This window comes from Ruegeria sp. THAF57 (assembly GCF_903914075.1).
Lineage (GTDB): Bacteria > Pseudomonadota > Alphaproteobacteria > Rhodobacterales > Rhodobacteraceae > Ruegeria.
The window spans coordinates 188,029-213,222 of the sequence record NZ_CAIWNQ010000006.1 but is presented as its reverse complement, the minus strand read 5'-3'; the positions used below and the strand labels follow the sequence as shown (position 1 = coordinate 213,222).

Below are 25,194 nucleotides of genomic sequence, written 5' to 3'. Positions count from 1 at the left end.
GGGATGGAGCAGCCCGGTAGCTCGTCAGGCTCATAACCTGAAGGTCGTAGGTTCAAATCCTACTCCCGCAACCAGGTCGGAAACCTTCAAAGCAGCCCGCATCACTAAAATTGATCCACTCGATCAATCGCCTAACGATCAAACCGCGTCAGCCTCTTAACCTCAAGGTCGTAGGTTCAAATCCTGCTCCCGCAACCAGCGTCAGAAAAACCCAAAACAGCCCGCATCACTAAAATCGATCCACTCGATCAATCGACTAACGATCAAACCGCGTCGTTAGGTGGGACTAATGGGGCGTCGAATACTAAATTGGTGCGACCCGATCTGAGTGCCGAATAGTTGCTTCGTCAGGGAGGGCGGCAATAGGCTTAAGAGGTTGAAACCGCTTGTGTTTCGTCTCACGCAACGAACTTAATCACTTCCAAGTGGCCTCCAATTCTAAACGTCAAATTCTGCCAATTTAGCAAAGTAATAGCCAAATCTGCAGCTATTACTATGTGATGGTTCCCCCTCGGGAATAGGAGGAAGAGGCTAAAAGCGTGAAAATTCCCTGAAGTGCGACTTGCCCGCACACGCGCGCTCAGGACACGGCCTCTGTCGAGTGTGTCACCACTTGCAAGTGCTGAGCCAGCTTGTCGATTTCAGACATCCAGCCTTGCACAAGCTTAGGGTCGCTGGGTGCGGCATGTACCCCGGCTGGTATCTCGCGATTCAACACAGACTCAACAGCCAGAGACACAGGGATGGATACCAGTCGCGCCATTGCGGTTCCGCGTTCGTCACCCCAGGCATCCATAACATAGGTCTTGTGCCAGACCTCGGAGCCGTCTTTTTCGGCCTTCAGGCCCACGCACAGAACCACGCGGTCAGGCTCGCCTTCGTCATAGGCGTTTTCGTCCCAGAACTGATCCGACATTTCTTTCAGGCGCGCGTCGCCTTCCGGGCCGGACAGGGTTTCGATTTCGGTGAACACGTCCGACCAGGCATCGGCCCATCCGTTCAGGCGCAGGGTGCCGCGGACGAATTCCTTGATCGGCCAGTGATCCTCGAACTGGTATTCGGCCTTGAAGGGCAGCGAGTCGCGGTTGGGGTAGACCTCGAAGCTTTCTGGGGTTGGCAGAGGCGCGATGTAGCTGGTGATCGCGTCCCACGGGCGGGCGACGTCCAGTGGTGCGTAGTCACGGATTGATTTTGACGGCGACCGTAGGGCTTTTAACACCCCCAAAGGCGACCAGCTAAACTTGTAGCGGAACGGATTGGGGTTCTTCGGGACGCCGCCGCAATAGGATATGAAACTCAGGTGGTTTTGCGGATCAAACGCGTCCGAGTTGCGGTAATCGGCGACCAGCGCGTGCGCCATCAGGTGATCAATGCCGGGGTCCAGACCAACCTCGTTGACCAGGGTCGCACCGGCCTCGCGCGCCTTGTCGTCCAACGCGCGCATTTCGGGTGCGATGTAAGAAGACGAGACAAAGTTCGCGCTCTTCGCAATCGCCAACTCGGCAAGAGGAACGTGCCAGTCGCCCGGCAGCATGGATACGATTACGTCGCCTTTTTCCAGCACTGCGCCAAGCGCGTCGATGTCAAAGGCGCGGATGTCGTCGGTCAGGTCTCCGACCTCGGCCTTGGCCTTGTCGATGGTCCGGTTCCAGACGGTGACTTTGTGGCCGCCCTCGATCAGGCGGCGCAGGCCGGGGATGGCCGACAGGCCGGTGCCACACCAGTGAATCGTCATCGCTCAGATCCCTTTCATATGGGTTTTGAAAGTTGTTTCGGCCCGGCCCCAAACGCCTTTGTCCAGATCGGTCAGTGTCAGCAACGAGGGCAACAGTTGCGCGGCGTAGTCTTCCGAGCTTTCGACGGGCAGCATCGACGGTAGGTTGTCGATGGCCATAACGTCCATCACCGGATCAGTTGCCACGCGCAGGGCGGGGGCCTCCCATGTGGTGGCGCGGTCATAGACTGGGACCGGGTTGTAGTCGCTGTCGGGGTCGCAGGCCACGTCGCCGATTGCGGTCAGATTGCGCGGCGCGGTCAGCGCGTCATGCGGGACAAAGACCGGTGTGCCCGGGCGCGCAAAGATGCAGTTCAGGAACAGGTCATGGTCAAGGATTTCCGGGAACGGCCCACCGCTTGCGGTCTCGGCCATGTCCCATTTGGTGACGGAAACGCCCATCGCCTCGCACATATCCGCAGCACCCGTACCGACGCGGCCCAACGCGCCTATGACGATGGCACGGGGGCGGGTGCCGGTGGCGTCCAATTCGGCCAGCAGCTCGGCGTTCAGAGCGTCCTTGTTCGGATACACCCCGACTGGAGGGCATTCCTGCCCCCGTTGCTGCGCGGCCCATGTTTTCAGTGTGACTGCCGCGCCTGCATAGCCCGCCCAATAGCCAAAGGCAGCAACCCGGCGGCTGTCTTCGTCGACCAGATATTCCAGATCATAAAGCGTACCGCCCCCGGCCTTGAAGCGTTCCAACAAAGCGCGGCCAGAATGTTGCCCCTTATAGGCATGGCCGAACATGATGTGGCGGTGGGGCAGGGGCGTGCCGTCTTCGGGCAGTTCCTTTAGGCCGAAGATGATCGCATCCAGCGGGGCGTCGGGCCATGAATTCTCAGCCGCGATCTCGCAGCCTGCATCCTTGTAGCCTTGCAACGGGATGGCACGGACATGGCTTTCCTCGACTGTCACGCGGACACCTGCGGCGATCAGGGCGGCGGCACCTTCGGGGGTCAGCCCGACCCGTTCCTCGTTCGGGCGCTGTTCCGCCCGGACCCAGAGATGTGTCATGTCAGTTCCTTTAGTCATAGCATTCCGGCAGCGCGTACTTCCTGCACGGAAGGCCGTGCCTCCATCGCCTTGCGAAATGCGATTATCTTGGGGAAGGCCGACACATCGACACCGTCGCCCTCCAACCAACTACACACCACGTAAAGGTAGATATCCGCAAGCGAGACCTCATCCCCCAGTACAAATGGCCCACGCAGCCCGTTCGAGCAGATGTATTCGCAAGAGGCCGTCATAGTTTGCGTGACCTTGCCCTGCATATCCTGCCAACTGGATTCCTTGTCGGCCCACCGTTCACCTCGTACTTTGTGGGCGTGGTTCACATGCATGGTCGAAGCAAGGTAATACATCACCTCGCGCATTCGCGCGGCCATAATCGGGTCAGACGGCACCAACCCGGCCTGCGGTGCCACAGTGGCGATGTAATCCAACAGCGCACCAGTTTCGGTCAGGATGCCCCCGTCAACCACCAGCGCAGGCACGCGACCCTTGGGATTGATCTGTTTATAGGCGGGTTTGGTCTGCTCGCCGTTTGGGAAATCCAACTTGATCGCCTCATACTCTAACCCGGCCTCTTCCAGAGCTATGGCAACAGCGACCGAGATCGTGCGGGGGGCGAAGTAAAGCTGCATCTGAGCCTCCGGTTACAGGTGGGTCTGGGCGTATTGCCGGTCTGGGGCTTCCAGGTGTGGAACTGCGTTGAACAGCACCGGGGCAAGCTGTGCACCGATCGGGTGCAGACGATGCATCGACGTGTTCATGATGGCAAGAGCCACGCGCGCCATGGAAGGTATATCCAGCCCCATTGCTTGCCGCACCACCATCGAGATCAACCCCCCTGAGGTCACCACAATCGCAGGCCCGCCTTCCGTGCCGATATCACGCAGCGCACCAGATACACGGTCTTCAAAGTCCTCGAAGGTTTCTGGCGCACCTGTGATTTGCCCCTTGGCCCATGCGTCAAACGTGCGCGGCAGATGCTCGACAAACTCTTCGCGGTCGGTCGGAACTGCAATGCCGTGCTGTTCCTCGAACAGTTTGGCAATGGTGAAATACTCCAACTCATTCAACCGGGCGTCCCGTGTTGGTTCCGGCAAGCCCATGCTGGCGGCGGTTTCCACGTGCCGCGTGAGCGTTCCACAAAATACCCGCGGATGATGTGCGCGTGTACTTTGTAAATGAGCACCCAGCCAGCGTGCCTGCTGATGACCCAGATCGCTGAGTTTGTCGTAGTTTGCCTCGTCACGTGCTTCGGTATTCGCCTGGCCGTGACGCACCAGTGTTATATGTGACATGGCCGTCCCTCTTGGGCGGAGTCTTAGGGCAGGTTACCGGTCGGGGCCAGAGCCGTTGGGCCAGTGTTTGAAAATAATTCTATTTGTCAGAATGCCTTGCCCAATGCTGAACCGGTCGTGATACTTTTCGTACATGGCGGGTGTTGCGTAACGGAAAAAAGTTTCCTATACGCTACAAATCTGCTGTATGCCCCTGTATGCCGAATGGCCGGGTGACCATTGCTTTTTGCACAGCATTGACTGACAACGGGATTGGAAAGGTCACGGATATGACTGACGCACCGAAGCGTACTCCGCTATATGATCTTCACGTCGAGCTTGGCGGTAAGATGGTCGATTTCGCCGGTTGGGAGATGCCGGTTCAATACCCGCTGGGGATTATGGGCGAACATAAGCAATGCCGGGAAAAGGCGGCTGTGTTTGATGTCAGCCACATGGGTCAGGTGATCCTGCGTGGCGAGGGTGTGGGCGAGAAACTGGAATCGCTGTGCCCCCAAGCCTATGCGACCTTGAAAGAGGGCAAGGCGCGTTATGGGTTTTTCACGAATGCCGAAGGCGGGATCATGGATGACCTGATCGTTTCGAATGCGGGCGATCACTATTTTGTCGTCGTGAACGCCGCGCTGCGTCATCAGGACATTCCGCATATGCAGGCAAATCTGGATGGCGTCGAAGTGACTGAGATCTTCGACCGCGCGCTGGTGGCCGTTCAAGGCCCCAAGGCCGAGGATGTGGTGGGTGACCTCTGCCCCGCTGCCCGCGATCTGAAGTTCATGGAAACCACCGTGGCGGATATCCTGGGCACCGAGTGTCGTATTTCGCGGCTGGGCTACACTGGCGAGGACGGGTATGAAATCTCGATCCCCGAGGACAAGGCCATCGAGATCACCCGTGCCTTTCTTGCCCATGACGATTGCGAAGCCGCCGGCTTGGGCGCGCGCGACAGCTTGCGGCTGGAGGCAGGGCTGTGCCTTTATGGCAATGACATCGACCAGAGCACCTCACCCATCGAGGCAAGCCTTGGCTGGGCCATCCAGAAGCGCCGCAAGGAAGAGGGCGGCTTTCCCGGCGCTGACCGCATCCAAAGGGAATTGGCCGATGGCCCCGCACGCAAGCTGGTGGGCATCAAGCCCGAGGGCCGCGCGCCTGCCCGTCAGGGCGTTGAAATCCAAAGTGCCGAAGGCAACACAATCGGTCAGATCACATCCGGCGGGTTTGGACCCACCGTGGGTGGCCCGGTCGCGATGGGCTATGTGTCCGCGGGCCATGCCGCACCCGGCGGGATGGTCAATCTGATCATCCGGGGCAAACCGCAACCCGCACTGATCGTGGCGTTGCCCTTCGTCACCCAGAATTACAAGCGTTGAAGTCAGGAGAGAGAAGCATGGCAACCTATTATTCCGAAGAGCACGAATGGATCGACGTGAACGGCGACACGGCCACGCTGGGCATCACCAAACACGCGGCCGAACAATTGGGCGATGTGGTCTTTGTAGAACAGCAGGAAGTTGGGGACGAATTCGCAAAAGACGGCGAGATCGGCGTAATCGAATCCGTCAAGGCGGCCTCGGAACTCTACGCTCCGGTGGATGGTGAGATCGTCGAGGTCAACGAAACGCTTGCCGACAATCCCGGCGCGCTGAACGAAGACCCCGAAGGTGAGGCATGGATCTACAAGATCAAGATCACCGACGCGTCGCAGCTCGAAGATCTGATGGACGAGGCCGGTTACAAGGACTTCATCGGCTAAACTCTCGGCGGATCTTTGCACGGATCCGCCCTTCATCTGGCTAAAAATATCCCCGCCGGAGGCTCCTGCAGTCTCCGTCGGGCCTGACCTACCCGACAGGAGCGCACCACATGGCTTTCAAACTGACCGACTACGAAGCCTATGACTTTGCCAATCGCCGCCATATCGGGCCCAGCCCGACCGAGATGCGCGATATGCTCAAGGTGATCGGCTTCAAGACGCTGGACCAGCTGATCGACGCCACTGTCCCGCCGGCGATCCGGCAGGAGGAACCGCTGGATTGGGGTCCGGCAATGACGGAACGCGACGCGCTCTTTCACATGAAAGAGGTGGCGAGCAAGAACAAGGTTCTGACCTCGCTGATCGGCCAAGGGTATTACGGCACCACCACGCCCGCGCCGATCCTGCGCAACATCCTGGAAAACCCGGCCTGGTACACTGCCTACACGCCCTATCAACCCGAGATCAGCCAGGGTCGGCTTGAGGCGCTGTTGAACTTCCAGACCATGGTCAGCGACCTGACCGGCCTGGACGTGGCGAACGCGTCCTTGCTGGACGAAGCTACAGCGGCGGCTGAGGCCATGGCGATGGCCAAGCGCGGCGGACGTTCGAAGGCCAACAACGCGGCCTTCTTCGTGGACAAGAACTGCCACCCGCAGACCATCGCAGTCATTAAAACCCGCGCCGAGCCTCTGGGTATCGACGTGCAAGTCGCCGATCCGGACACGCTGGATGCAGGTGCCGTCTTTGGCGCGATCTTCCAGTATCCCGGCACCCACGGCCATGTGCGCGACTTCACATCGGAAATCGCGGCCCTGCATGAACACAAAGCCATCGCCATCGTTGCCGCCGACATCCTGTCGCTGGCTCTGCTTAAGTCACCGGGTGAGATGGGCGCGGATATCGCCATCGGCTCGACCCAGCGCTTTGGCGTTCCAATGGGCTATGGCGGTCCGCACGCCGCTTACATGGCGACCACCGACAAGCTGAAGCGCGCGATGCCGGGCCGGATCATCGGTGTCAGCATCGACAGCCGCGGCAACAAAGCGTATCGCCTCGCGCTGCAAACCCGCGAACAGCATATCCGGCGCGAGAAAGCGAACTCGAACGTCTGTACTGCGCAGGCGCTGCTGGCGGTGATTGCCTCGATGTATGCGGTCTATCATGGCCCAGATGGCATCAAGGCGATTGCACAATCGGTACACCGCAAGACCTCGCGTCTGGCCGTCGGGCTAGAGGAGGCGGGCTTTGCCGTCGAACCGGAAGTGTTCTTTGACACGATCACGGTCGAGGTTGGCCATCTGCAAAAGACCGTCATGGAGGCCGCCGTGGCCCGTGGTGTCAACCTGCGCAAGGTCGGCGAGACGAAAGTGGGCATCAGCTTGGACGAACAGACCCGCGCCGAAACCATCGAGGCCGTCTGGGGTGCCTTCGGCATCGACCGTCAAGACGACAGTTCCAACGTTGCCTATCGCCTGCCGGATTACGCCCTGCGCGAGACGCCTTATCTGACCCACCCGATCTTCCACAAGAACCGGGCCGAGGCCGAAATGACCCGCTATATGCGCCGTCTGGCCGACCGCGATCTGGCGCTGGACCGGGCGATGATCCCGCTGGGCTCGTGCACCATGAAGCTGAACGCCACGATCGAGATGATCCCGGTCACATGGCCCGAGTTCGGCAATCTGCACCCGTTCTGCCCTGAAGATCAGGCGCAGGGCTATCATGAGATGATTGCCGATCTGAACGACAAACTGTGCCAGATCACCGGCTATGACGCGATCAGCCAACAGCCCAACTCGGGCGCGCAGGGCGAATATGCAGGCCTGCTGACCATCCGCAACTATCACTTCGCCCGCGGCGAAGGGCACCGCAATGTCTGCCTGATCCCGACCTCGGCCCATGGCACCAACCCGGCCTCGGCGCAGATGGTGGGCTGGCAGGTGGTGCCGGTGCAATCGGATGAGAATGGCAATATTGATCTGAACGACTTCCGCACCAAGGCCGAGAAGCATTCCGATCATCTGGCCGGGTGCATGATCACCTACCCCTCGACCCACGGCGTGTTCGAGACCACCGTGCAGGAGGTCTGCCAGATCACCCATGATCACGGCGGTCAGGTCTATATCGACGGCGCCAACATGAACGCGATGGTCGGCCTGTCGCGCCCCGGGGACATCGGCGGCGACGTCAGTCACCTGAACCTTCACAAGACCTTCTGCATCCCCCATGGCGGCGGCGGCCCCGGCATGGGTCCGATCGGCGTCAAGGCGCATCTGGAGGAACATCTGCCTGGTCACCCGGAATACGGCACTGCCGTCGGTCCGGTCTCGGCCGCGCCCTTTGGCTCGCCTTCGATTCTGCCGGTTTCATGGGCCTATGTGCTGCTGATGGGCGGCGCGGGTCTGACGCAGGCGACCAAAGTGGCGATCCTGAACGCCAACTACATCGCGGCGCGTCTTCAGGAGGCCTATCCGATCCTCTACACGTCCGAGTCGGGTCGTGTGGCGCATGAGTGTATCCTCGACACCCGGCCCTTGGACGAGGCAGCCAATGTCAGCGTGGATGACATTGCCAAACGTCTGGTCGATTCAGGCTTCCACGCGCCTACGATGAGCTGGCCGGTGGCTGGAACCCTTATGGTCGAACCCACCGAATCTGAACCGATGGCTGAGTTGGACCGCTTCTGCGACGCGATGCTGTCGATCCGGGCCGAGGCGCAGGACATCATCGACGGCAAGATCGACGCGGAAAACAACCCGCTGAAAAACGCCCCCCACACGGTGCGCGATCTGGTCGGCGACTGGGATCGCCCCTATACCCGTGAACAGGCGTGTTTCCCTCCGGGTTCCATGGGTGTTGACAAGTATTGGTCGCCGGTCAACCGCGTCGATAATGCGTATGGGGATCGGAACCTCGTCTGCACATGCCCGCCCATGTCAGAATATGAGGAAGCCGCAGAGTAACAAGAACCCCGCCACGTGCGGGGTTTTTCTTAGGGTTGGAAATTGTCGGGCACGCCGAATGGTGGCGTGTCCACGCTCGACCCGGTCAGCGCGTTCAGAAACGCCACAAGGTTTTGGATGTCCGCGTCCGTCAGTGTAAGCGGTGTGATGTCGATCTTGCGGCGCTGACGTTCCATCTCGAACCGGTCGTCCCAGACAACGAAATCGGCTTTGTGCAACCACGGAACCTCGGGCAATGCAGCCATGTCACGGCTCCATTGTGACAGGCTGCGTTTCGGGTTCAGGTGATGGCGGATCATGCTTTCGAGATCGGGAAAGGCCCCGTTATGTCCATAAGGCGCGGTCAGAGCCACGTTGCGCAGCATCGGTGTGCGAAAGCGGTAGGCGTCCTCCAGCCGGTCGCTTTCACCCATGCGCCCGACGTCGCGCACATAGGGGTCCCATTGCCGGGTGCGTCCCGGACCAAAGGGCGGCAAGGCCAGCGCGTGGAACTTCTGATCTGACATCAACGGACCGGAGTGGCAGGTGGAACATTGGGCCTTGCCATAGAACAAGCCCATCCCGTCCTTTTGGGCATGTGTCAGGGCGTTGGCGTCGCCCGCAAGATAGTGATCGAACGGGCTGTCCGTGCTGCGCCACTCAACGGCCATGAACGCGGCCAGCGCGTTGGCGATCTGGGTTATTGTGATGTCCTCGGTCGTGTTGACCTCATCAAAGGCGGCGACCATCGCAGGGCCGTAGCGCGGATCGGTGCGCACGCGTTTGGCAAGGATCGGCCAGCCCAGATCAATCCGGTCAGCAACCGCCCCGGTCACCTGATTCTCGCCGACATTTCCGGCCATTTCGAATTGCGAGGTCAGCGGAAATAGCGCTTGCGCGGCCAGTAATGAGTTCAACCCTTCAGGCATCCATTCCTGCGCGGGTGAGTTGAAGCCGTTGCCGTAGACATCCGAGACACTCAGGCGGCCATCGTGGAAGACCGTGTGAATTTCTTTCGCTCCAAGGTTCCAAAGACCCGGTGAATTACGCGGGATACGTTTGCGGATTTTGTCCGTCCCGGTGCCGGGCGTGCGATCCGGTCCCAACCCTTGCCCGCCTTCGCCTATGCCCAAAGACAACCCATCGGATGTACCGAAATCCGGGTGGTGGCAATGGGCGCAGGATATGTTCTGGTTGCCTGACAAGATGGGGTCGTAAAACAGTTGATGACCGATTGCAGCCTGTTCCCTATCAAAGAGGATAAAGTCATCATCGGTCAGCGGGCGCGGCAAGTCCTGCGCTGTCGCTGCATTGACGAAAAGGAAGAAAACCCCATGCGCCAGCTTGTATTTGCCCTTTGTCTTTTTGCATCCCCGGCGTTGGCCGAGTTGGAACAGGCTCGTGACATGATGGAAGCCGGTGAATTTGAAGCCGCGCGCGAAGAACTGCTGCCAGCGGCCCGGTCCGGTAATGCCGAGGCCGAGGAGTTGATCGGCGTCATGTACGGCCTTGGGCTGGGGGTCGAACAGGATTACGAACGCGCGTTTGAATGGTATCTGCGCGCCTCGATGAAGGGGCATCCGGGGGCCCAATCGGGTATCGGCTGGTATTACGAACTGGGTCTGGGAATGCCCGCGCCCGATCTGGTTAGGGCCTATATGTGGTACACGCTCAGCGCCATTGGCGGCGATCCCGACGCGGCGATCAGCCTTGAGGAAGTGGTCAAGAAAATGTCGCCGGAGCAGATCGAAAGGGCGCATGTTTTGGTAAATGACTACAAAGGGTGGATGTACCCGTTTCGGTAGGGGCCGGACGCCAACGCCCGGCCCATTTCGCTTAGTTCAGGTCCGCATCGCGTGAGGCGTTGATGTCGGCCTCTGCCTCGGCGACTGCCTCGGTCAGCGCGTTGAACACCTCATCCCCACGGCCCACATTGGTCTGGAACCACTCATAGACAGGGGTTGCGGCCTCTTTGAAGGCGGCCTTCTGTTCGGGCGTCGGGACATAGAGGTCACCGCCACCGGCGACGAAATCCTCATAGGCCTGGATCGACTTACGCTTGGGCGAGGCAAAGGTCGCCTGTTGCAGCGCATAGAACCCATCGACCACGACGCGGCGCAGGTCCTCGGGCATCTCTTGGAACTTGGCGTTGTTCATCCACCACAGCGCGCCCATATAGGCGTGGCCGTCCAGAGTGACGTATTGCAGACCTGCATCGGGGAATTTCATCCCCATGATGTCAGTGATGCCGTTTTTCGACCCTTCAACCACGCCGGTCTGGAAGCTGGTGAACAATTCTGGCCACGGGATCGGTGTGGGCGACGCACCCAACGCCTTAACCAGTTCCTGCGGCAGGTCCGCGACCACCGTGCGGATTTTCAGACCTTCCATATCGGCTGGTTCAGCAATCCTACGCTGCGTGTTGGCAAAGTTGCGCCAGCCTCCGGTGTTGCCGATGGTCATCAGGCGGATCGCGCCACCGGAATCCTCAAGGGCCATTTCGCGCATTTTGCGTGTGAAATCGCCGGACAGCACGTGTTCGGCCACGCGGTCATCCGCCATCAGGTAAGGCAGGTCCAGTACCTGAACATAGGGGAAGATGCCCGACGCGCCGCCTGAGGTTGAGATGTAGATGTCGATGGTGCCATCTGCCACGCCCTGCAGACATTCAGCCCCGTTCGAGCACAGCTGAGTACCAATGAACAACTCGACTTCAATCGCGCCGTTCGATGCGGCTTCGACATAGTTTTTGAAGACGATCAGACCGTCATAGTCTTCGTCATTTTCATTCGAGTTCGCGGTGGCGCGCAGGGTGTAGTCTGCGGCTGTGGCGGCAAGTGCGGATGCGGCCAACACCGAGGTGGCCACCGCGGCGGTTCTGATAAATCTTCTGAGCATTCGTTTCCTCCCTGTGATACTCAGTTCAGTTTGCAAATCCCGTTATCCTCGGGATCGTCATGGATAGTGCGGGGACATAGGTGATCAGGAAGATCACTATGATTTCGACAGCCAGAAACGGCAGGATCGCCTTGGCGATGGTTTCGACCTTTTCGCGCGACACGGCAGCGGCCACGAACAGCACCAGCCCCATGGGTGGCGTGGCCAGACCGACGGTCAGGTTGACGCTCATGATAATGGCAAAGTGGATTGGGTCCACACCAAGGCTGGTAAAGATGGGCGCAAGGATGGGGCCAAGGATGATGATCGCCGGGCCTGCGTCCAGAAACATGCCGACGACAAACAGCAGCAAGTTGATCAGGAACAGCAGGATCAGCGGGTTTTCCGACAGGCCAAGGATCAGCGCTGCCAGTTGTTCCGGCGCATGGCTGAGGCTGACAACCGTCTTGAACGCCATCGCGGCACCGACCAGCAGCAAGACGACCGCCGAGGTCAGGCCCGCATTGCTGAGGATCTCGGGCACTTCTTTCAGGGTGAGCGTGCGCAGGACAAAGAACCCGATGATGAATGCATAGCCTACAGCGACCGCAGCGGCCTCGGTCGGGGTGAAGATGCCGCCGAGGATGCCGCCCAGAATGATAACGGGTGTCAGCAGCGGAAAGAACGCCTTGAGGCTGGCCTGACGACGCTCGGGCCACGTGTATTTGCGGCTGGCGACAGGGAAGTCGTATTTGTCGGCCATCACCTTGATCATCAGCATCAGACCGACGCCGACCATCACGCCGGGCACGATGCCTGCAAGAAACAGGGCTGCCACGCTTTCGCCCATGACATAAGCGTAGATGATCATGATGCCCGAGGGTGGAATGATTGGCCCGATCACCGAACTGGCCGCTGTGATAGCGGCAGCGAAGCGGCGGGTATAACCCTGTTTCTCCATCGCCGGAATCAGCATCGACCCCAGTGCCGAGGTATCGGCCACCGCCGACCCCGAGAGGCCAGCGAACAGGATCGAACTCAGAACATTCACATGGGCCAGACCACCCCGGAAGTGACCCATCAATGCCTGAGAGAACTCGACCAGACGGATGGTGATGCCGCCGCGGTTCATCAACTCTCCGGCCAGCATAAAAAAGGGGATCGCCATCAGCGGGAAGCTGTCCATGCCGTTGTAGACATTGCGATACAGCAACGTGATGTCATTGGTCTGGCCGTTCAGCCACAACAGAATACCGGGCGCGGCCAGAAGGGCGAAAAAGACCGGCAGGCCGATCATCAGAAAAATCAGGAAGGTGGGGAGGAACCAGATCAGCATCTATTCAGCCCCCACAGGTGCATCTGCAATTTCGGGCAACAGGTCTCCGCCCCCCATCAGAGTCACGATGGCCCGCAGGATCAGCTCGATATTCACTGCGATCAACAAGATCACCCCAACCAGCAGCGAGGCCATCATCCAGCTACGCGGGACGCGGTACCATTCATCGAACCCGAAGGAGGTGGGGATATACAGCGCGGCCGTCGCGAACTTGCCGCCAAAGCCGGTCACTTCGGACCAGCCGATATTTACCGCCACCAACAAAACGGCCAGCGAGACGATCAGCAAAAACAAGGTCAGCAACTGCCCCAGCACACGCGGCAGCATCATGGGCACCATGTCGATTGCAACGAACCCGCCACGCCGGAACGCAGTGGGGGCCATCAACCCGGTCATCCATAACATACAGAACCGCGCGGCTTCATCCGGCCAGGGCAGGGCGTTGCCCAGAACGTATCGGAAGAATACCTGAATCAGAATTGCGATCACCATTAATGCAATCGCAACAATGCCAACCGCGCGGCCAAAACGCAGCACGGTTTCGTTCACGAATGCAATCGGCGCAAGCGCCGTTGCCAGTCCGCCCATGCGGATCCTCCCTTGTTCAGCCGCAGATTTGCCCCGCGGTCGTCAGATCGCGCTTAGTGCTGCGCGAATTGGCCGAGTTTCCCGGCATAGAAGGTCAGCGCGTCTCCATCCGCCATGCTGACCTTGAGAACTTTGCCCACGACGATCACATGGTCGCCTGCGTCGTGATAGGCATGCTGTTCGCATTCGAACCGCGCCAGACAATCCGGCAGCAGTGGTGTTCCGTTCCCGCACCAGTCGTGGTCAATATCCCGCAGCGCAAACGCGTCTTTCGAGCATCCAAAACATAGCTCGGCCTGTTCCGACGATAGCACGTGCACACTGAAATGGCGTGCCTTGTGGAAATAGGGGAACCGGCGCGAGTTGCGGTCACCGGCCCACATGATCAGCGGCGGGTCCAGCGACAGGGATGAAAAGCTGTTCGCCGTGATGCAGACCGGGCCGTCATCGCTGTTGCAGGTGACGATCGTGACGCCAGTGGCGAACCGTCCAAAGGCGTCCCGCAACGTGCGGGTGTCGTCCTTGTGCGGGACGAATGTGTGGGTCATGTCCTTTGAGATTGCATTCATCATGGTACCTCATGCCCCAGCGCCGCCTCGTACAGGCGGAACCAGCTTTCGCGATCCAGATTGACTTTCAATGCGTCCGAGATGGTCTTAACCCGCGTCAGATTGTTGGTGCCCATCACCGGAAGGATGCCTGCGGGGTGCGCCAACAGGAACGCAACAGCCACCGCCGCGCGGTCCACGCCGAATTCAGCAGCGATCTCATCCGCGACTATCCCAACAGGTGGGTTTCCGGCCATCAACATCCCGCCTCCCAGCGGCGACCACGCCATCACGGGCTGACCATGCTGCTGGTGAAAGGCCAGATCGCCATTGGTAAATGGGCTGATCTCGCCCAGAGAAATTTCGATCTGATTGGTGACCAGCGGTGTATTCATCGCCGATTGTAGTAGGGTCCAGTCCCAAGGTCGGAAATTCGACACACCAACCGCGCGGACCTTGCCACTGGCAACCACTTCGTCCAGCGCGGCACCGGTTTCGTGATGGTCCATGAACGGATCGGGTCGGTGGATCAGCAGCAGGTCGATATGGTCGATCGCCATCTCGGTCAGAGAAGTCTCGACCGATTTCAGAATATGGGCGCGCGAGGTGTCATAGTATTTGACCTTCGCGTCCGAGTATCGCCCGATCGGTGCCACGATATCGCACTTGGTGACGATCTCCATCTTCGCGCGCAGCGCGGGATTGGCGCGCAGGGCGTTACCCAGTACCGCCTCGGCCCCGTAATCGCCATAGATATCCGCCTGATCGAAACTGGTAATGCCCTGATCCAGGCAGGCTTGAATCTTGGCCTCGACATGAGAAGCCGAGGTATCGCTGTCATCGCCCAGCCGCCACATGCCATAGACTAGGCGGCTCATTTCCAGCGTGTTGGATAGTTTTACACGTTGCATTAGCGACGAACTCCGTTGCCCAGCGGAGTGGCCGGGGTGGTTGCAGGTACGCGCCCATAGGCTTCGGGCAGCGAACAGGTTTTCAGGTTGGGCATGACACGGGCACCAAAGTGCTTTGCCTCATCCATGTGCGGGTAGCCCGAGAAGATGAAAGCGCGGATGCCCATCTTCTGATATTCCTCGATCTTGGTCATGACCTGATCGGTTGACCCGACAAGCGCTGCACCGCAGCCGGATCGCGCGCGGCCGACGCCTGTCCAAAGACCGGGTTCGACATAGCCATATTCATCCGCCAGATCGCGGTTCTTAGCCTGATGCGCGACGCCCAAAGACGTCGCGTCCAGCGCCCGTTCCCGGATCGCACGACCATATTCGTCGTCCAGTTTCGAGACGATGTAATCCGCATATTCCTGCGCTTCGGCCTCAGTATCGCGGACGATCATGTGCACGCGCAGGCCGTAATCCAGTGTGCGGTCATAGTTTTCTGCAACCGCGTGGACAGCCTTCATCCGCTCGGCCAGTTGATCTTTGGTTTCGGGCCACATCAGGTAGACGTCGCAATGTTCGCCACACAGGTCCAGCGCCGACGGAGAATACCCGCCGAAGTACAGAAGCGGACCGCCGGTCTGATAGGGTTTGGCTGGATCAGTGGTCAGGCCCGAGAAGTTATAGACCTCGCCCGCGTTGTTGATTTCATCCTGTGTCCACGCTTGCTTGAGAATCTCGACTACCTCGCGCGAGCGTTGATAGCGGAACGCGCTGTCGGCTTTTTCGCCAGGGAAATCGGATGAGATGATGTTCACCGTCAGCCGCCCCTGCAGCATGTGATCCAGCGTCGCAATGGTGCGGGCCAGCATGATGGGCTGCATCTCGCCACAGCGCACGGCGGCCAGCAGGTTGATCTTTTCGGTGATCGGCGCGCAACCCGCCACGAAACTCAGCGTGTCCTGACCGACCTGATAGGAAGATGGGCACAGGATATTGCGGAACCCCTGCGCCTCGGCCTCGCGCACGATGCCGGAACAATGCTCCCAACTCGACCGCAGATCGCCATCCGGCACACCCAAGAATTGATAGTCATCCGAACACAGCGCCGCGAACCAAGAAACTTCGGCCGCATCCAGATCGGGGGATGTGATGGGGACGATGGTCATTTGATTCGTTCTCCGTGCATCTTTTGACTTTCCTCTTGCGTAGCAATCACATTGATGTAGATCAATAGTGTATCAATTTTTTCCGCGACTCGGTGAAGCACCCCGAAATGACTGCCAACAGCCGCAACCCCAATGCGCTGCCGATCTATGTTCAGATCGCCGAGCTTTTGATCCGCGATATCGCTGCGGGTCGCTTGATTGATGGTGAGCGTTTGCCGCCCGAGCGCGAGATGGCGGCGAACCTGAATGTCTCGGTCGGGACGCTGCGAAAATCGCTGGCTGAGCTTGAGAAAAAAGGGATGTTGGAGCGTATCCAAGGCTCGGGCAATTACATCCGCGAGACTGGGACGCAGAACAGTGTTTATGCGATGTTCCGGCTGGAACTGCCCCAAGGCGGTGGCCTGCCGCGCGCCGATATCCTGTCGGTGGATCATCTTGAAAAGCCCGCCGATCTGCCGGAATTCGGCATCTCGGCCAAAGGCTCGCGGGTGCGCCGAATGCGCTATTTGAATGACACAATCATCGCGGTCGAGGAAATCTGGCTGGATGATTCCGCCGGAAAAGTCGATCAGGCGCTGCTGTCGGATTCGCTCTATCGTTATTATCAGCAGCAGCTTGGTTTCTGGATCACGCGGGCCGAGGATCGCGTTTCGGTACAAGCGCTGCCCAAGTGGACGCCTGAGACCTTTACCAAACCCGCTGGCGAAACGGCGGGTTATATTGAGCGGTTCAGCTGGTCCGAGGGGCCGGAGCCGGTCGAGTTTTCAAAAACGTGGTTCGACCCGGATCGGGCCACCTATGTCCAACGTCTGAAGTAGAAGGAAACGCGCATGACCCGGACCATCCATTACGGGCTGATCGGATGCGGCATGATGGGGCAGGAGCACCTGCATAATATCGCGTTGCTCGAGGGCACGCAGGTGTCGGCGATTTTCGAACCAGACGCCGAAATGGCCAAAGCGGCACAAGCGATTGCACCCAGCGCGCAGATGGTGGCGTCGGTCGAAGACCTGCTTGCCGTGGAGGATCTGGATTGCATTGTGATCGCCAGCCCAAATCACCTGCACGTGGATCAAATCGAACAGATTGCGCGGGCGCGGCCTTTGCCCTTGCTGGTGGAAAAACCCCTGTTCACGGACCCGTCGGATAAGGCGCGATTAGAGGCCATCCAGCGCGATTACCCCCATCCGATCTGGGTGGCGATGGAGTATCGCTATATGCCGCCCATCGCTGCCCTGATTGACGAGGCGCAGGTGACCGGCGGGGTCAAAATGCTGACCATCAGGGAACACCGCTTTCCCTTTCTGGAAAAGGTTGGCAATTGGAACCGCTTCAACCGCAATACTGGCGGAACTTTTGTCGAGAAATGCTGCCACTTCTTCGACCTTATGCGTCTGATCCTGCAATCGGACCCGGTGCGTGTAACGGCCAGCGGTGGGCAAGCCGTTAATCATCTGGACGAGGCTTACGACGGCGAAAAGCCTGACATTCTAGACCACGGCTACGTCATGGTCGACTTCGCCTCGGGCGCGCGGGCGATGTTGGAACTGTGTATGTTCGCTGAAGGCGCGCGGTATCAGGAAGAAATCTCAGCGGTTGGTCCGGATGCTAAGATCGAGGCGTTGGTGCCCGGCCCGGGCCGTTTCTGGCCCGAGCATCTGGGCGATGCGCCGGTGCCGCAACTGATTGTCAGCCCTCGTGCACCCAAGGGGCCGGTCGCCAAGGACATCCCCGTCGATCCGCGCCTACTGGCGGCCGGTGATCATAACGGATCCACCTTTTACCAGCATCAAGGCTTTCTGGCTGTCTTGCGCGGTGAAAAGCCCGCCCCCGAGGTAACCTTGCAGGACGGGATGTGGGCTGTGCGTATGGGCCTGGCCGCGCAGCAGGCGTTGGAGACTGGCGAGTCTGTGCGGTTCTAGGGTTACTGGGCGGCCTCTTTCTGGTGCGCTGACGCCAGCAGGCTTGCCAGTTCCGGGCGGCATGATCCGCAATTGGTTCCGGCCTGCAGCGCGTCGCCAATGGCTTCGACGGTCATCAGACCTTTGGTTTCGACGGCGGTGAGGATGGTGTTCACGCCCACGTCGAAACAGGAACACAGAACCGGGCCGGGGTCGGGCCGGTCCGCAGGCGCACGACCGGACAACAGGTCGGGAACCTGCGGCAGCGTTGCCAGATAGTCGCGCATCACGGCCACCGGTTCAGGCGCGACGAACAAGGCAGCCACCAGACGTCCGTTCTCGTGAAACGCGAGCCGCGCTACTCTGCGCGCGGGGTCTTCAAGCGCTGTGACGTCGGCGTCAGGCAGTCCAAACAGACTGCGCGCGGCGATTTGCCAGTCGCCGATATCCTCTGATCCGGCCAGTTCCGCACGGTAGCCGGATTTGGTGGGTGTTTGTGCCCAATATTCGCACGCAGGCGTCATTTCACGATCCGACACCGCAAACCCATACCATTTGGCGTTGAACCGGGTGATGTTCACCACGGACGCTTTGCTTTCGGGTTGCCCCGATACTGGGTCCGTCGCCGCCGCAACCACAGTGTCGATCCGGGCCGAAGGGGCGGTTTCCCCGGTCCAGTGGATGGGCGCAAACACCTGCCCTTTGGTGACATCACGAGAGATCCGCGCCCGCAGGATGGATGTACCATGCGGGCTGGAAACCTGCACCAAATCGGCGGGGTCTATTCCCTTGTCGCGCGCATCGTCGGGGTGGATGTCCAGAAACGGTTCGGGCAGGTGCGCGGACAGGCGCGCGGACAGGCCAGTGCGGGTCATCGTGTGCCATTGATCGCGCAGCCGCCCGGTGTTCAGCCAGAACGGATAGCGCGGTTCGGTTTTGGCCGCAGGCGCGCGCCATGTGACCGGCAGCAGCCGGGCCTTGCCGTCAGGATGATAGAACTGCCCATCCGCAAAGAACCGCCCGCCCTGCCGTGTAGCCGAGACGGGCCAGCGCGTCGGCTTCAGAGCGTCATACCCCGCCGCGTCCAGATCGCTCAGGCCCGAGATATCGAAATCGCGTCCAAACTTTGCGGCCACGCCAGACAGTGTGGCGTATTCGCGGAAAATCTCTCCGGGCGTTTGATAGTCGAAGGCCGAGGGCCAACCCATCCGCCGCCCGACCTCGGCCAATATGTCCCAATCCGCGCGGGCCTGTCCGGGTACAGGCAAGACCGCGCGTTGTCGGCTGATTGTGCGGTCGGAATTGGTGACGGTACCGCCTTTCTCGGCCCATGCAGCCGCGGGCAGCAGCACATCCGCCAGCCGCGCTGTATCGGTGCGCGCGGTGATGTCCGAGACCACGGTGAACGGGCAGGCGGAGATTGCATCGCGCACTGCGTCGGCTTCGGGCATCGAAACCACGGGGTTGGTATGGATCACCCACAGCGCCTTGATGCGCCCGTCGCCCACGGCGCGGAACAGGTCCACGGCTTTCAGGCCGGGGACCTCGGGCATGGTCGGTGCGGACCAAAAATCACGCACGGCGGCGCGGTGATCGGCGTTTTCGATATCCAGATGACAGGCGAGCATATTGGCCAGCCCGCCGACCTCGCGCCCGCCCATGGCGTTGGGTTGACCGGTGACTGACAGCGGGCCGCACCCGGGCTTGCCGATGCGCCCCGTGGCCAGATGGCAGTTCAGGATCGCGTTGACCTTGTCGCTGCCCGCGCTGGATTGGTTCACGCCCTGACTGAAGATCGTCACGACCTTTTCGGTGCCCATCCACATCTGACAGAACTGAGCGATGTCGTCGGGGTTCAATTCTGTGACTGAGACGTCATCGGCCAGCGCACTGTCCAGTGCCTCATGAATGCCGGTGGTGTGAGTCAGGAAATCGGTATCCACCAGCCCTGCGGCGTCGATCTTCGTCAGCAGGTGATTGAACAGCGCCACATCGCTGCCCACCGCCAAGGGCAGGTGCAGGTCGGCGCTGTCACAGGACGCCGTGCGGCGCGGGTCGATCACGACGATCTTGGTCCCGTGCGCTTGCCGCGCCGCCATCAGGCGCTGATACAGAACCGGGTGGCACCACGCCAGATTGGACCCGACCAGCACGACCAGATCGGCTTTGTCCAGATCCTCATAGGTGCCGGGTACGGTGTCGGTGCCAAAGGCGCGTTTGTGGCCTGCAACGGTCGAGGCCATGCACAGCCGCGAATTCGTGTCGATATTGGCCGAGCCGATGAAGCCTTTCATCAGCTTGTTGGCGACATAGTAATCCTCGGTCAGCAACTGCCCCGAGACGTAGAAAGCCACCGAATCCGGCCCGTGTTCGGCGATCATGTCGCGGAACCGGTCGGCAACCAGTTGCAGGGCATCGTCCCAGCCGGTCTGCTCGCCTGCGACCACGGGCGACAGCAGCCGTTGCGACAGGCCCACCGTTTCGGCCAAAGCCGAGCCCTTGGAACACAGCCGCCCCTGATTGGCCGGGTGATCCGGGTCGCCGGTGACGGTCAGGCCCCCCACGCCATCCGGTTGCAGCAGAACACCGCAACCCACCCCGCAATAGGGACAGGTCGAGCGCGCGGCGCAGGCACTCAGGTCTTTCACGCGGCGCTCCTTTGCCCCAATGAGGTGCTGTCCAGCAGGATGCGATCTCCGTCCAACTGCACCGAATAGGTGGCGATTTGCCCCTCATCCGCGCCCTGCGCCTGACCCGAATTCAGGTCAAACACCCAATTGTGCAGCGGGCAGGTCACGGACTGGCCATGCACGATGCCCTCGGACAGCGGCCCGCCCTTGTGGGGGCAGGTGTCCGAGGCGGCAAAGACCTCATCCTTGGCTGTGCGGAACAGGGCGACGCAGCCCACGGGCGTTTTCACCACGCGTGCGCCGCGCAGGGGGATATCGTCGATATGTCCGATGTCGATCCAGCTCATTCTGCGGCCTCCAATGTCAGATCGGCCATGGGCGCAAAGCGCGGGGCCTCTTTGGCCTGCTCGGCCCATGGGTCTTTGCGGTAGATGGATTGGCTGAGTTCGAACCGCTCCGCCAAAGCGCGGCGGTTGTCCAGATCGTCCACCACGGTTTCCCTGATCCAGTCGAGGCCGACCTTCGCCATCCATTTATACAGACGGTCCAGATACTTGCCGCCCTCGCGGTAGGCCTGGGTGACGGCCATCACGACCTCGATTGCCTCTTCCTCGGTGGGGACTTGCACCAGCAGTTCGGTTTCCTTGACGTCCATGCCAGCCGCGCCACCGATGCTGATCTGGAAGCCCGAGTCGACGCAGACCAGTCCGATATCCTTGCACGTCGCCTCGGCGCAGTTGCGCGGGCAGCCCGAGACCGCCAGCTTCAGCTTGTGCGGTGTCCACGAGCCCCACAGGAGTTTCTCGAGCTTGATGCCAAGGCCCGTGCTGTCCTGCGTGCCGAACCGGCAGTGATCGGTGCCGACACAGGTTTTCACCGTGCGCAGACCCTTGGAATAGGCATGGCCTGAAACCAGCCCGGCCTTGTTCAGATCGGACCAGATATAGGGCAGGTCCGCGCCTTTCACGCCCAGCAGGTCGATGCGCTGACCGCCGGTGACTTTGACCGTGGGCACGTCGTATTTCTCGGCCGCGTCGGCGATGGCGCGCAGTTCTGCCGGGTTGGTGATGCCACCCCACATGCGGGGCACCACGCTGAATGTACCATCCTTCTGGATGTTGGCGTGTTTGCGTTCGTTGACGAAACGGCTTTGCGGGTCGTCCTGATATTCCACCGGCCAGTCGGCCAGCAGGTAGTAGTTCACCGCCGGGCGGCAGACATGGCAACCGTTGAGCGTTTTCCAGCCCAGCTCCTGCCAGACGGCCTCCTGACTTTTCAACTCTTGCGATTTGATCAGACGGCGGACGTCTTCGTGGGTCAGGTCGCAGCAACCGCAGATGGGTTGTGCCGTGGGCATTTGGAAGTCATCGCCCAGCGTGACCTGTAGCAACTGTTCGACCAGCCCGGTGCATGTCCCGCAGGACGCGCTGGCCTTGGTGGTCGCGCGGATTGCGCCCAGATCGGTTGCGCCATCTGCAATGGCTGCGGTGATTTCGGATTTGCAAACGCCGTTGCAGCCGCAGATTTCCGCCTCAGGCGGCAATGCTGCAACGGCTGAGAGAGGGTCCGCAGTGGCACCTCCCTGATAGGCCGGGCCAAAGATCAGCGTCTCGCGCATCTCGGACACGTCCTCAGCGTCGCGGATCAGACCGAAGAACCAGTTGCTGTCGGCGGTGTCGCCATACATCACCGCGCCAACCAGCTTGTCGCCTTCCAGCACCAGCCGTTTGTAAACGCCGCGCGCTGGATCGCGGAAAACGATGTCCTCGCGGGTCTCGCCCTCGGCAAAGTCGCCAGCGCTGAACAGGTCGCAGCCGGTAACCTTCAGCTTGGTCGAGAGCGAACGTTGTTTGAACGCTGCATCCTCGCCCAGCAGGGTCTGCGCCAGCACTTTGGCTTGGTCGTAGAGCGGTGCGACAAGGCCAAAGACCTCGCCCTGATGTTCGACGCATTCGCCAACGGCATAGATATCGGCGTCCGAGGTGATCATCTGATCGTCCACATGGATGCCCCGACCCACGGCAAGGCCCGTTTCCTGCGCCAGAGCGGTGTTGGGGCGGATGCCCACGGCCATCACCAGCAGGTCACAGGGCAGCTCGGTGCCGTCCTCCAACAGCAGCGCGCGGGCCTTGCCATCCTTGCCCGCGATCTCGGTTGATTTGGCATTCAGCAGAACGGTGATGCCTTTTTCTTCCAGTGATTTCTTCAGCAGGTAGCCTGCGGCGGGGTCCAGCTGACGCTCCATTAGGTGGCCCATGATATGCACCACGGTTACGTCAGCGCCGCGCGCGGCCATGCCTGCGGCAGCCTCAAGCCCCAGCAAGCCGCCGCCGATCACGACCACTTTGTTGCCCGCGCCCATGCCCATCATCTGTTCGGTGTCTTCCAGATCGCGATAGGCGATCACACCGTCCAGATCATGCCCCGGCATCGGGATCATGAAAGGGTTCGATCCGGTGCCAAAGATTAGCTTATCGTACGGCACATGACCGTTCTCGCCTTCGACCACCTTCAGATCACGGTCGATTTTGACCACTTTCTCGCCAAACCGGCAGGTGATCCCGCGCTCGGCATACCAGGCGTCGTCATGTGTGACGATCTCTTCATAGGTCTGATCACCTGCCAGAACCGGGCTCAGCATGATGCGGTTGTAGTTTCCGCGCGGCTCGGCGTTGAAAAGGGTGATGTCGAACGCATCGGGGGCAGCGTCGGTCAGGTGTTCCAGCACCCTGCCCGAGGCCATGCCGGCTCCGATGACAACCAGTTTTTGTTTCATCTCATTCACTCCGCAGCGATGGCTTTGGGGGCAGGGGATTTGGGCTTAGGTTTGGCCCCGTGTTCGTATTCCTCAAGGAAATCCAACACCTCTTGCCGGTATTCATAGTAATCAGGATGGGCCAACAGCGCCTTGCGGGTGCGCGGGCGCGGCAGGTCGACATTGGTGATCTTGCCGATGGTGGCCTGCGGGCCGTTGGTCATCATCACCACGCGGTCAGCCAACAGGATCGCCTCATCCACATCATGGGTGACGCAGATGGTGGTGACCTTGGTACGCGACCAGACCTCCATCAGAACCTCTTGCAATTCCCACCGGGTGAGGCTGTCGAGCATCCCGAAGGGCTCATCCAGCAGCAGCAGTTTCGGAGACAGGGCAAAGGCGCGGGCGATGCCCACACGCTGGCGCATCCCGTTCGACATATCGGCCGCGGATTTGTCCATCGCGTCAGCCAGACCGACCCGTTCCAGATAGTATTCCACCACATCCTGCCGCTCGGCCTGACTGGCGCGCGGATACACGCGGTCCACTCCGACCGAGACGTTTTCCTTGGCGGTCAGCCACGGGAACAGCGAAGGTGACTGGAACACCACGGCGCGTTCCGGGTCGGCCCCTTCGACATGGCGGCCATCCAGCTTGATCGCACCTTTCGAGATTTCGTTCAGACCAGCGGCCATGGTCAGCACCGTGGACTTGCCACAGCCCGAGTGGCCGATCAGCGAGATGAACTTGCCGCGGTTGAGTTTCAGGTTGAAATCCTCGACCACGGTCAGCGGGCCTTTGGGCGTGGGGTAGACCTTGTGCAACTGGCTGAAATCCAGATAGCGATCTTCGATCAGACCCGACTGCGCCTCTTTCACCGCCGCCGGAACACCATGGATCGGGGTCACGTCGGGCAGGGTTTTGGTGCCTTCGACCTTGGCCTCGATCCCCACATCCATCAGGTATTTCGTGACCTCGCCGCGCAGCGCCTTGAACGTCTCGTCATGGTTCATGGCGGACCGGTCGCGCGGGCGGGGGATCGAGACCTTAAATTCGGTCCCCAGCGTGCCATCGGGGTTCAGCGGGATGATGCGGTCGGCCAGCAGGATCGCCTCGTCCACGTCATTGGTGATCAGGACACAGGTCTTGCGGTCGGCCTCCCAGATCTTTTCGATTTCTTCCGCCAGATTGCCACGGGTCAGCGCGTCCAGCGCCGACAGCGGCTCGTCCAGCAGCAGAACCTCGGGGTCCATTGCCAGCGCGCGGGCCACGTTCACCCGCTGCCGCATCCCGCCCGACAATTCCGCCGGACGACGACCAGCAGCGTGGCTGAGGCCGACCATGCGGATGTAATGGGCTACCTTTTTCTCTTTCTCGGCCTTGGGCATTTTGGGGAAAACCGCGTCCACGGCCAGCCGCACATTGCCCGTCACCGTCAGCCACGGCATCAGCGAGTAGTTCTGAAAGATCACCCCCCGTTCGGGCGCGGGGCCGGTGATGGGTTTGTCGCGGAAGGTGACGCTGCCCTTGGTGGGGAATTCGATCCCCGCCATCAGGTTGATCAGCGTGGTCTTGCCGGTGCCGGAAAAGCCCAGCAGCACCACAAACTCACCTTCCTGAACCGAGAGGTTGATGTCTTTCAGCACATCCGTCGCAGCGGTGCCGGTGCCGAAGGATTTGCTGACATTCTTGAAGTCGATCACAGCCATGTCG

The 25,194-nt window shown here is 60.4% G+C and carries 21 protein-coding genes; 6 read left to right on the top strand and 15 right to left on the bottom strand.

What is annotated here, in order from left to right:
- Positions 1-580: 580 nt before the first annotated feature.
- The 4 genes from RUESEDTHA_RS15580 to RUESEDTHA_RS15565 are packed head-to-tail and all read right to left on the bottom strand — an operon-like array spanning position 581 to position 4,083.
- Positions 581-1,735 (bottom strand): saccharopine dehydrogenase family protein, encoded by a 1,155-nt coding sequence (locus RUESEDTHA_RS15580; protein ID WP_180887671.1) that lies wholly within the window; start codon positions 1,733-1,735, stop codon positions 581-583.
- A gap of 3 nt (positions 1,736-1,738) precedes the next feature.
- Positions 1,739-2,791: a saccharopine dehydrogenase gene (locus RUESEDTHA_RS15575; protein ID WP_180887670.1), complete on the bottom strand. Its 1,053-nt coding sequence runs from the start codon at positions 2,789-2,791 to the stop codon at positions 1,739-1,741.
- Positions 2,792-2,805: 14 nt separating this feature from the next.
- On the bottom strand, positions 2,806-3,420 hold the full coding sequence (locus tag RUESEDTHA_RS15570; RefSeq protein WP_180887669.1) for a glutathione S-transferase family protein: 615 nt from the start codon (positions 3,418-3,420) through the stop codon (positions 2,806-2,808).
- A 12-nt stretch (positions 3,421-3,432) separates the two neighbouring features.
- Entirely contained in the window at positions 3,433-4,083 is a 651-nt protein-coding gene (locus tag RUESEDTHA_RS15565) for a histidine phosphatase family protein (RefSeq protein WP_180887668.1), read from the bottom strand.
- Between the two features lie 269 nt (positions 4,084-4,352).
- On the opposite strand from RUESEDTHA_RS15565, the gene gcvT reads away from it, so the two are divergent.
- The 3 genes from gcvT (at position 4,353) to gcvP (ending at position 8,799) form a co-directional block, all read left to right on the top strand.
- A complete protein-coding gene (gcvT, locus tag RUESEDTHA_RS15560; RefSeq protein WP_180887667.1) occupies positions 4,353-5,450 on the top strand; it encodes a glycine cleavage system aminomethyltransferase GcvT in 1,098 nt (365 codons plus the stop codon).
- Positions 5,451-5,467: 17 nt separating this feature from the next.
- Entirely contained in the window at positions 5,468-5,833 is a 366-nt protein-coding gene (gene gcvH / locus RUESEDTHA_RS15555; RefSeq protein WP_180887666.1) for a glycine cleavage system protein GcvH, read from the top strand.
- 110 nt (positions 5,834-5,943) lie between these two features.
- Positions 5,944-8,799: an aminomethyl-transferring glycine dehydrogenase gene (gcvP, locus tag RUESEDTHA_RS15550; RefSeq protein WP_180887665.1), complete on the top strand. Its 2,856-nt coding sequence runs from the start codon at positions 5,944-5,946 to the stop codon at positions 8,797-8,799.
- A 29-nt stretch (positions 8,800-8,828) separates the two neighbouring features.
- Here gcvP and RUESEDTHA_RS15545 read toward each other — a convergent pair whose 3' ends face one another.
- Positions 8,829-10,070, bottom strand: coding sequence for a cytochrome-c peroxidase (locus tag RUESEDTHA_RS15545; protein ID WP_180887664.1), 1,242 nt, complete (start codon positions 10,068-10,070; stop codon positions 8,829-8,831).
- Positions 10,071-10,112: 42 nt separating this feature from the next.
- Here RUESEDTHA_RS15545 and RUESEDTHA_RS15540 point away from each other — a divergent pair, with 42 nt between their 5' ends.
- On the top strand, positions 10,113-10,583 hold the full coding sequence (locus RUESEDTHA_RS15540) for a tetratricopeptide repeat protein (protein ID WP_170485844.1): 471 nt from the start codon (positions 10,113-10,115) through the stop codon (positions 10,581-10,583).
- Between the two features lie 31 nt (positions 10,584-10,614).
- Here the strand turns inward: RUESEDTHA_RS15540 and dctP are convergent, their stop codons facing one another.
- Genes dctP through RUESEDTHA_RS15510 form a run of 6 tightly spaced genes read right to left on the bottom strand, consistent with a single transcriptional unit; the run spans position 10,615 to position 16,192 of the window.
- The gene (dctP, locus tag RUESEDTHA_RS15535; protein ID WP_180887663.1) at positions 10,615-11,676 is read right to left on the bottom strand and encodes a TRAP transporter substrate-binding protein DctP; all 1,062 of its coding nucleotides are present in this window, start codon (positions 11,674-11,676) and stop codon (positions 10,615-10,617) included.
- A 25-nt stretch (positions 11,677-11,701) separates the two neighbouring features.
- Positions 11,702-12,991 carry a TRAP transporter large permease gene (locus tag RUESEDTHA_RS15530; protein ID WP_171124626.1) on the bottom strand — a complete coding sequence of 430 codons (1,290 nt, stop codon included), beginning with the start codon at positions 12,989-12,991 and terminating at the stop codon, positions 11,702-11,704.
- Positions 12,992-13,579, bottom strand: coding sequence for a TRAP transporter small permease (locus tag RUESEDTHA_RS15525; RefSeq protein WP_180887662.1), 588 nt, complete (start codon positions 13,577-13,579; stop codon positions 12,992-12,994). It lies immediately after the preceding gene.
- A 53-nt stretch (positions 13,580-13,632) separates the two neighbouring features.
- Positions 13,633-14,148 (bottom strand): flavin reductase family protein, encoded by a 516-nt coding sequence (locus RUESEDTHA_RS15520; RefSeq protein ID WP_180887677.1) that lies wholly within the window; start codon positions 14,146-14,148, stop codon positions 13,633-13,635.
- On the bottom strand, positions 14,148-15,038 hold the full coding sequence (locus RUESEDTHA_RS15515) for an aldo/keto reductase family oxidoreductase (protein WP_180887661.1): 891 nt from the start codon (positions 15,036-15,038) through the stop codon (positions 14,148-14,150). The genes RUESEDTHA_RS15520 and RUESEDTHA_RS15515 overlap by 1 nt, the downstream gene beginning before the upstream one ends.
- Complete coding sequence (locus RUESEDTHA_RS15510; protein WP_180887660.1) at positions 15,038-16,192, bottom strand: LLM class flavin-dependent oxidoreductase; 1,155 nt, start codon at positions 16,190-16,192, stop codon at positions 15,038-15,040. Before RUESEDTHA_RS15510 ends, RUESEDTHA_RS15515 begins: the two co-directional genes overlap by 1 nt.
- A 107-nt stretch (positions 16,193-16,299) precedes the next feature.
- Between RUESEDTHA_RS15510 and RUESEDTHA_RS15505 the strand changes: the two genes are divergently transcribed.
- Positions 16,300-17,010, top strand: coding sequence for a GntR family transcriptional regulator (locus RUESEDTHA_RS15505; RefSeq protein ID WP_180887659.1), 711 nt, complete (start codon positions 16,300-16,302; stop codon positions 17,008-17,010).
- 12 nt (positions 17,011-17,022) lie between these two features.
- Positions 17,023-18,114 carry a Gfo/Idh/MocA family protein gene (locus RUESEDTHA_RS15500; RefSeq protein ID WP_180887658.1) on the top strand — a complete coding sequence of 364 codons (1,092 nt, stop codon included), beginning with the start codon at positions 17,023-17,025 and terminating at the stop codon, positions 18,112-18,114.
- Positions 18,115-18,116: 2 nt separating this feature from the next.
- Here the strand turns inward: RUESEDTHA_RS15500 and RUESEDTHA_RS15495 are convergent, their stop codons facing one another.
- From RUESEDTHA_RS15495 to RUESEDTHA_RS15480, 4 genes are read right to left on the bottom strand one after another with little or no spacing between them, the layout of a single operon-like run.
- The gene (locus tag RUESEDTHA_RS15495) at positions 18,117-20,741 is read right to left on the bottom strand and encodes a nitrate reductase (RefSeq protein ID WP_180887657.1); all 2,625 of its coding nucleotides are present in this window, start codon (positions 20,739-20,741) and stop codon (positions 18,117-18,119) included.
- Complete coding sequence (gene nirD, locus RUESEDTHA_RS15490) at positions 20,738-21,070, bottom strand: nitrite reductase small subunit NirD (RefSeq protein WP_180887656.1); 333 nt, start codon at positions 21,068-21,070, stop codon at positions 20,738-20,740. The genes RUESEDTHA_RS15495 and nirD overlap by 4 nt, the downstream gene beginning before the upstream one ends.
- The gene (gene nirB, locus RUESEDTHA_RS15485; protein WP_180887655.1) at positions 21,067-23,499 is read right to left on the bottom strand and encodes a nitrite reductase large subunit NirB; all 2,433 of its coding nucleotides are present in this window, start codon (positions 23,497-23,499) and stop codon (positions 21,067-21,069) included. Before nirB ends, nirD begins: the two co-directional genes overlap by 4 nt.
- A 5-nt stretch (positions 23,500-23,504) precedes the next feature.
- A complete protein-coding gene (locus RUESEDTHA_RS15480) occupies positions 23,505-25,190 on the bottom strand; it encodes an ABC transporter ATP-binding protein (protein WP_180887654.1) in 1,686 nt (561 codons plus the stop codon).
- Positions 25,191-25,194: the final 4 nt, after the last annotated feature.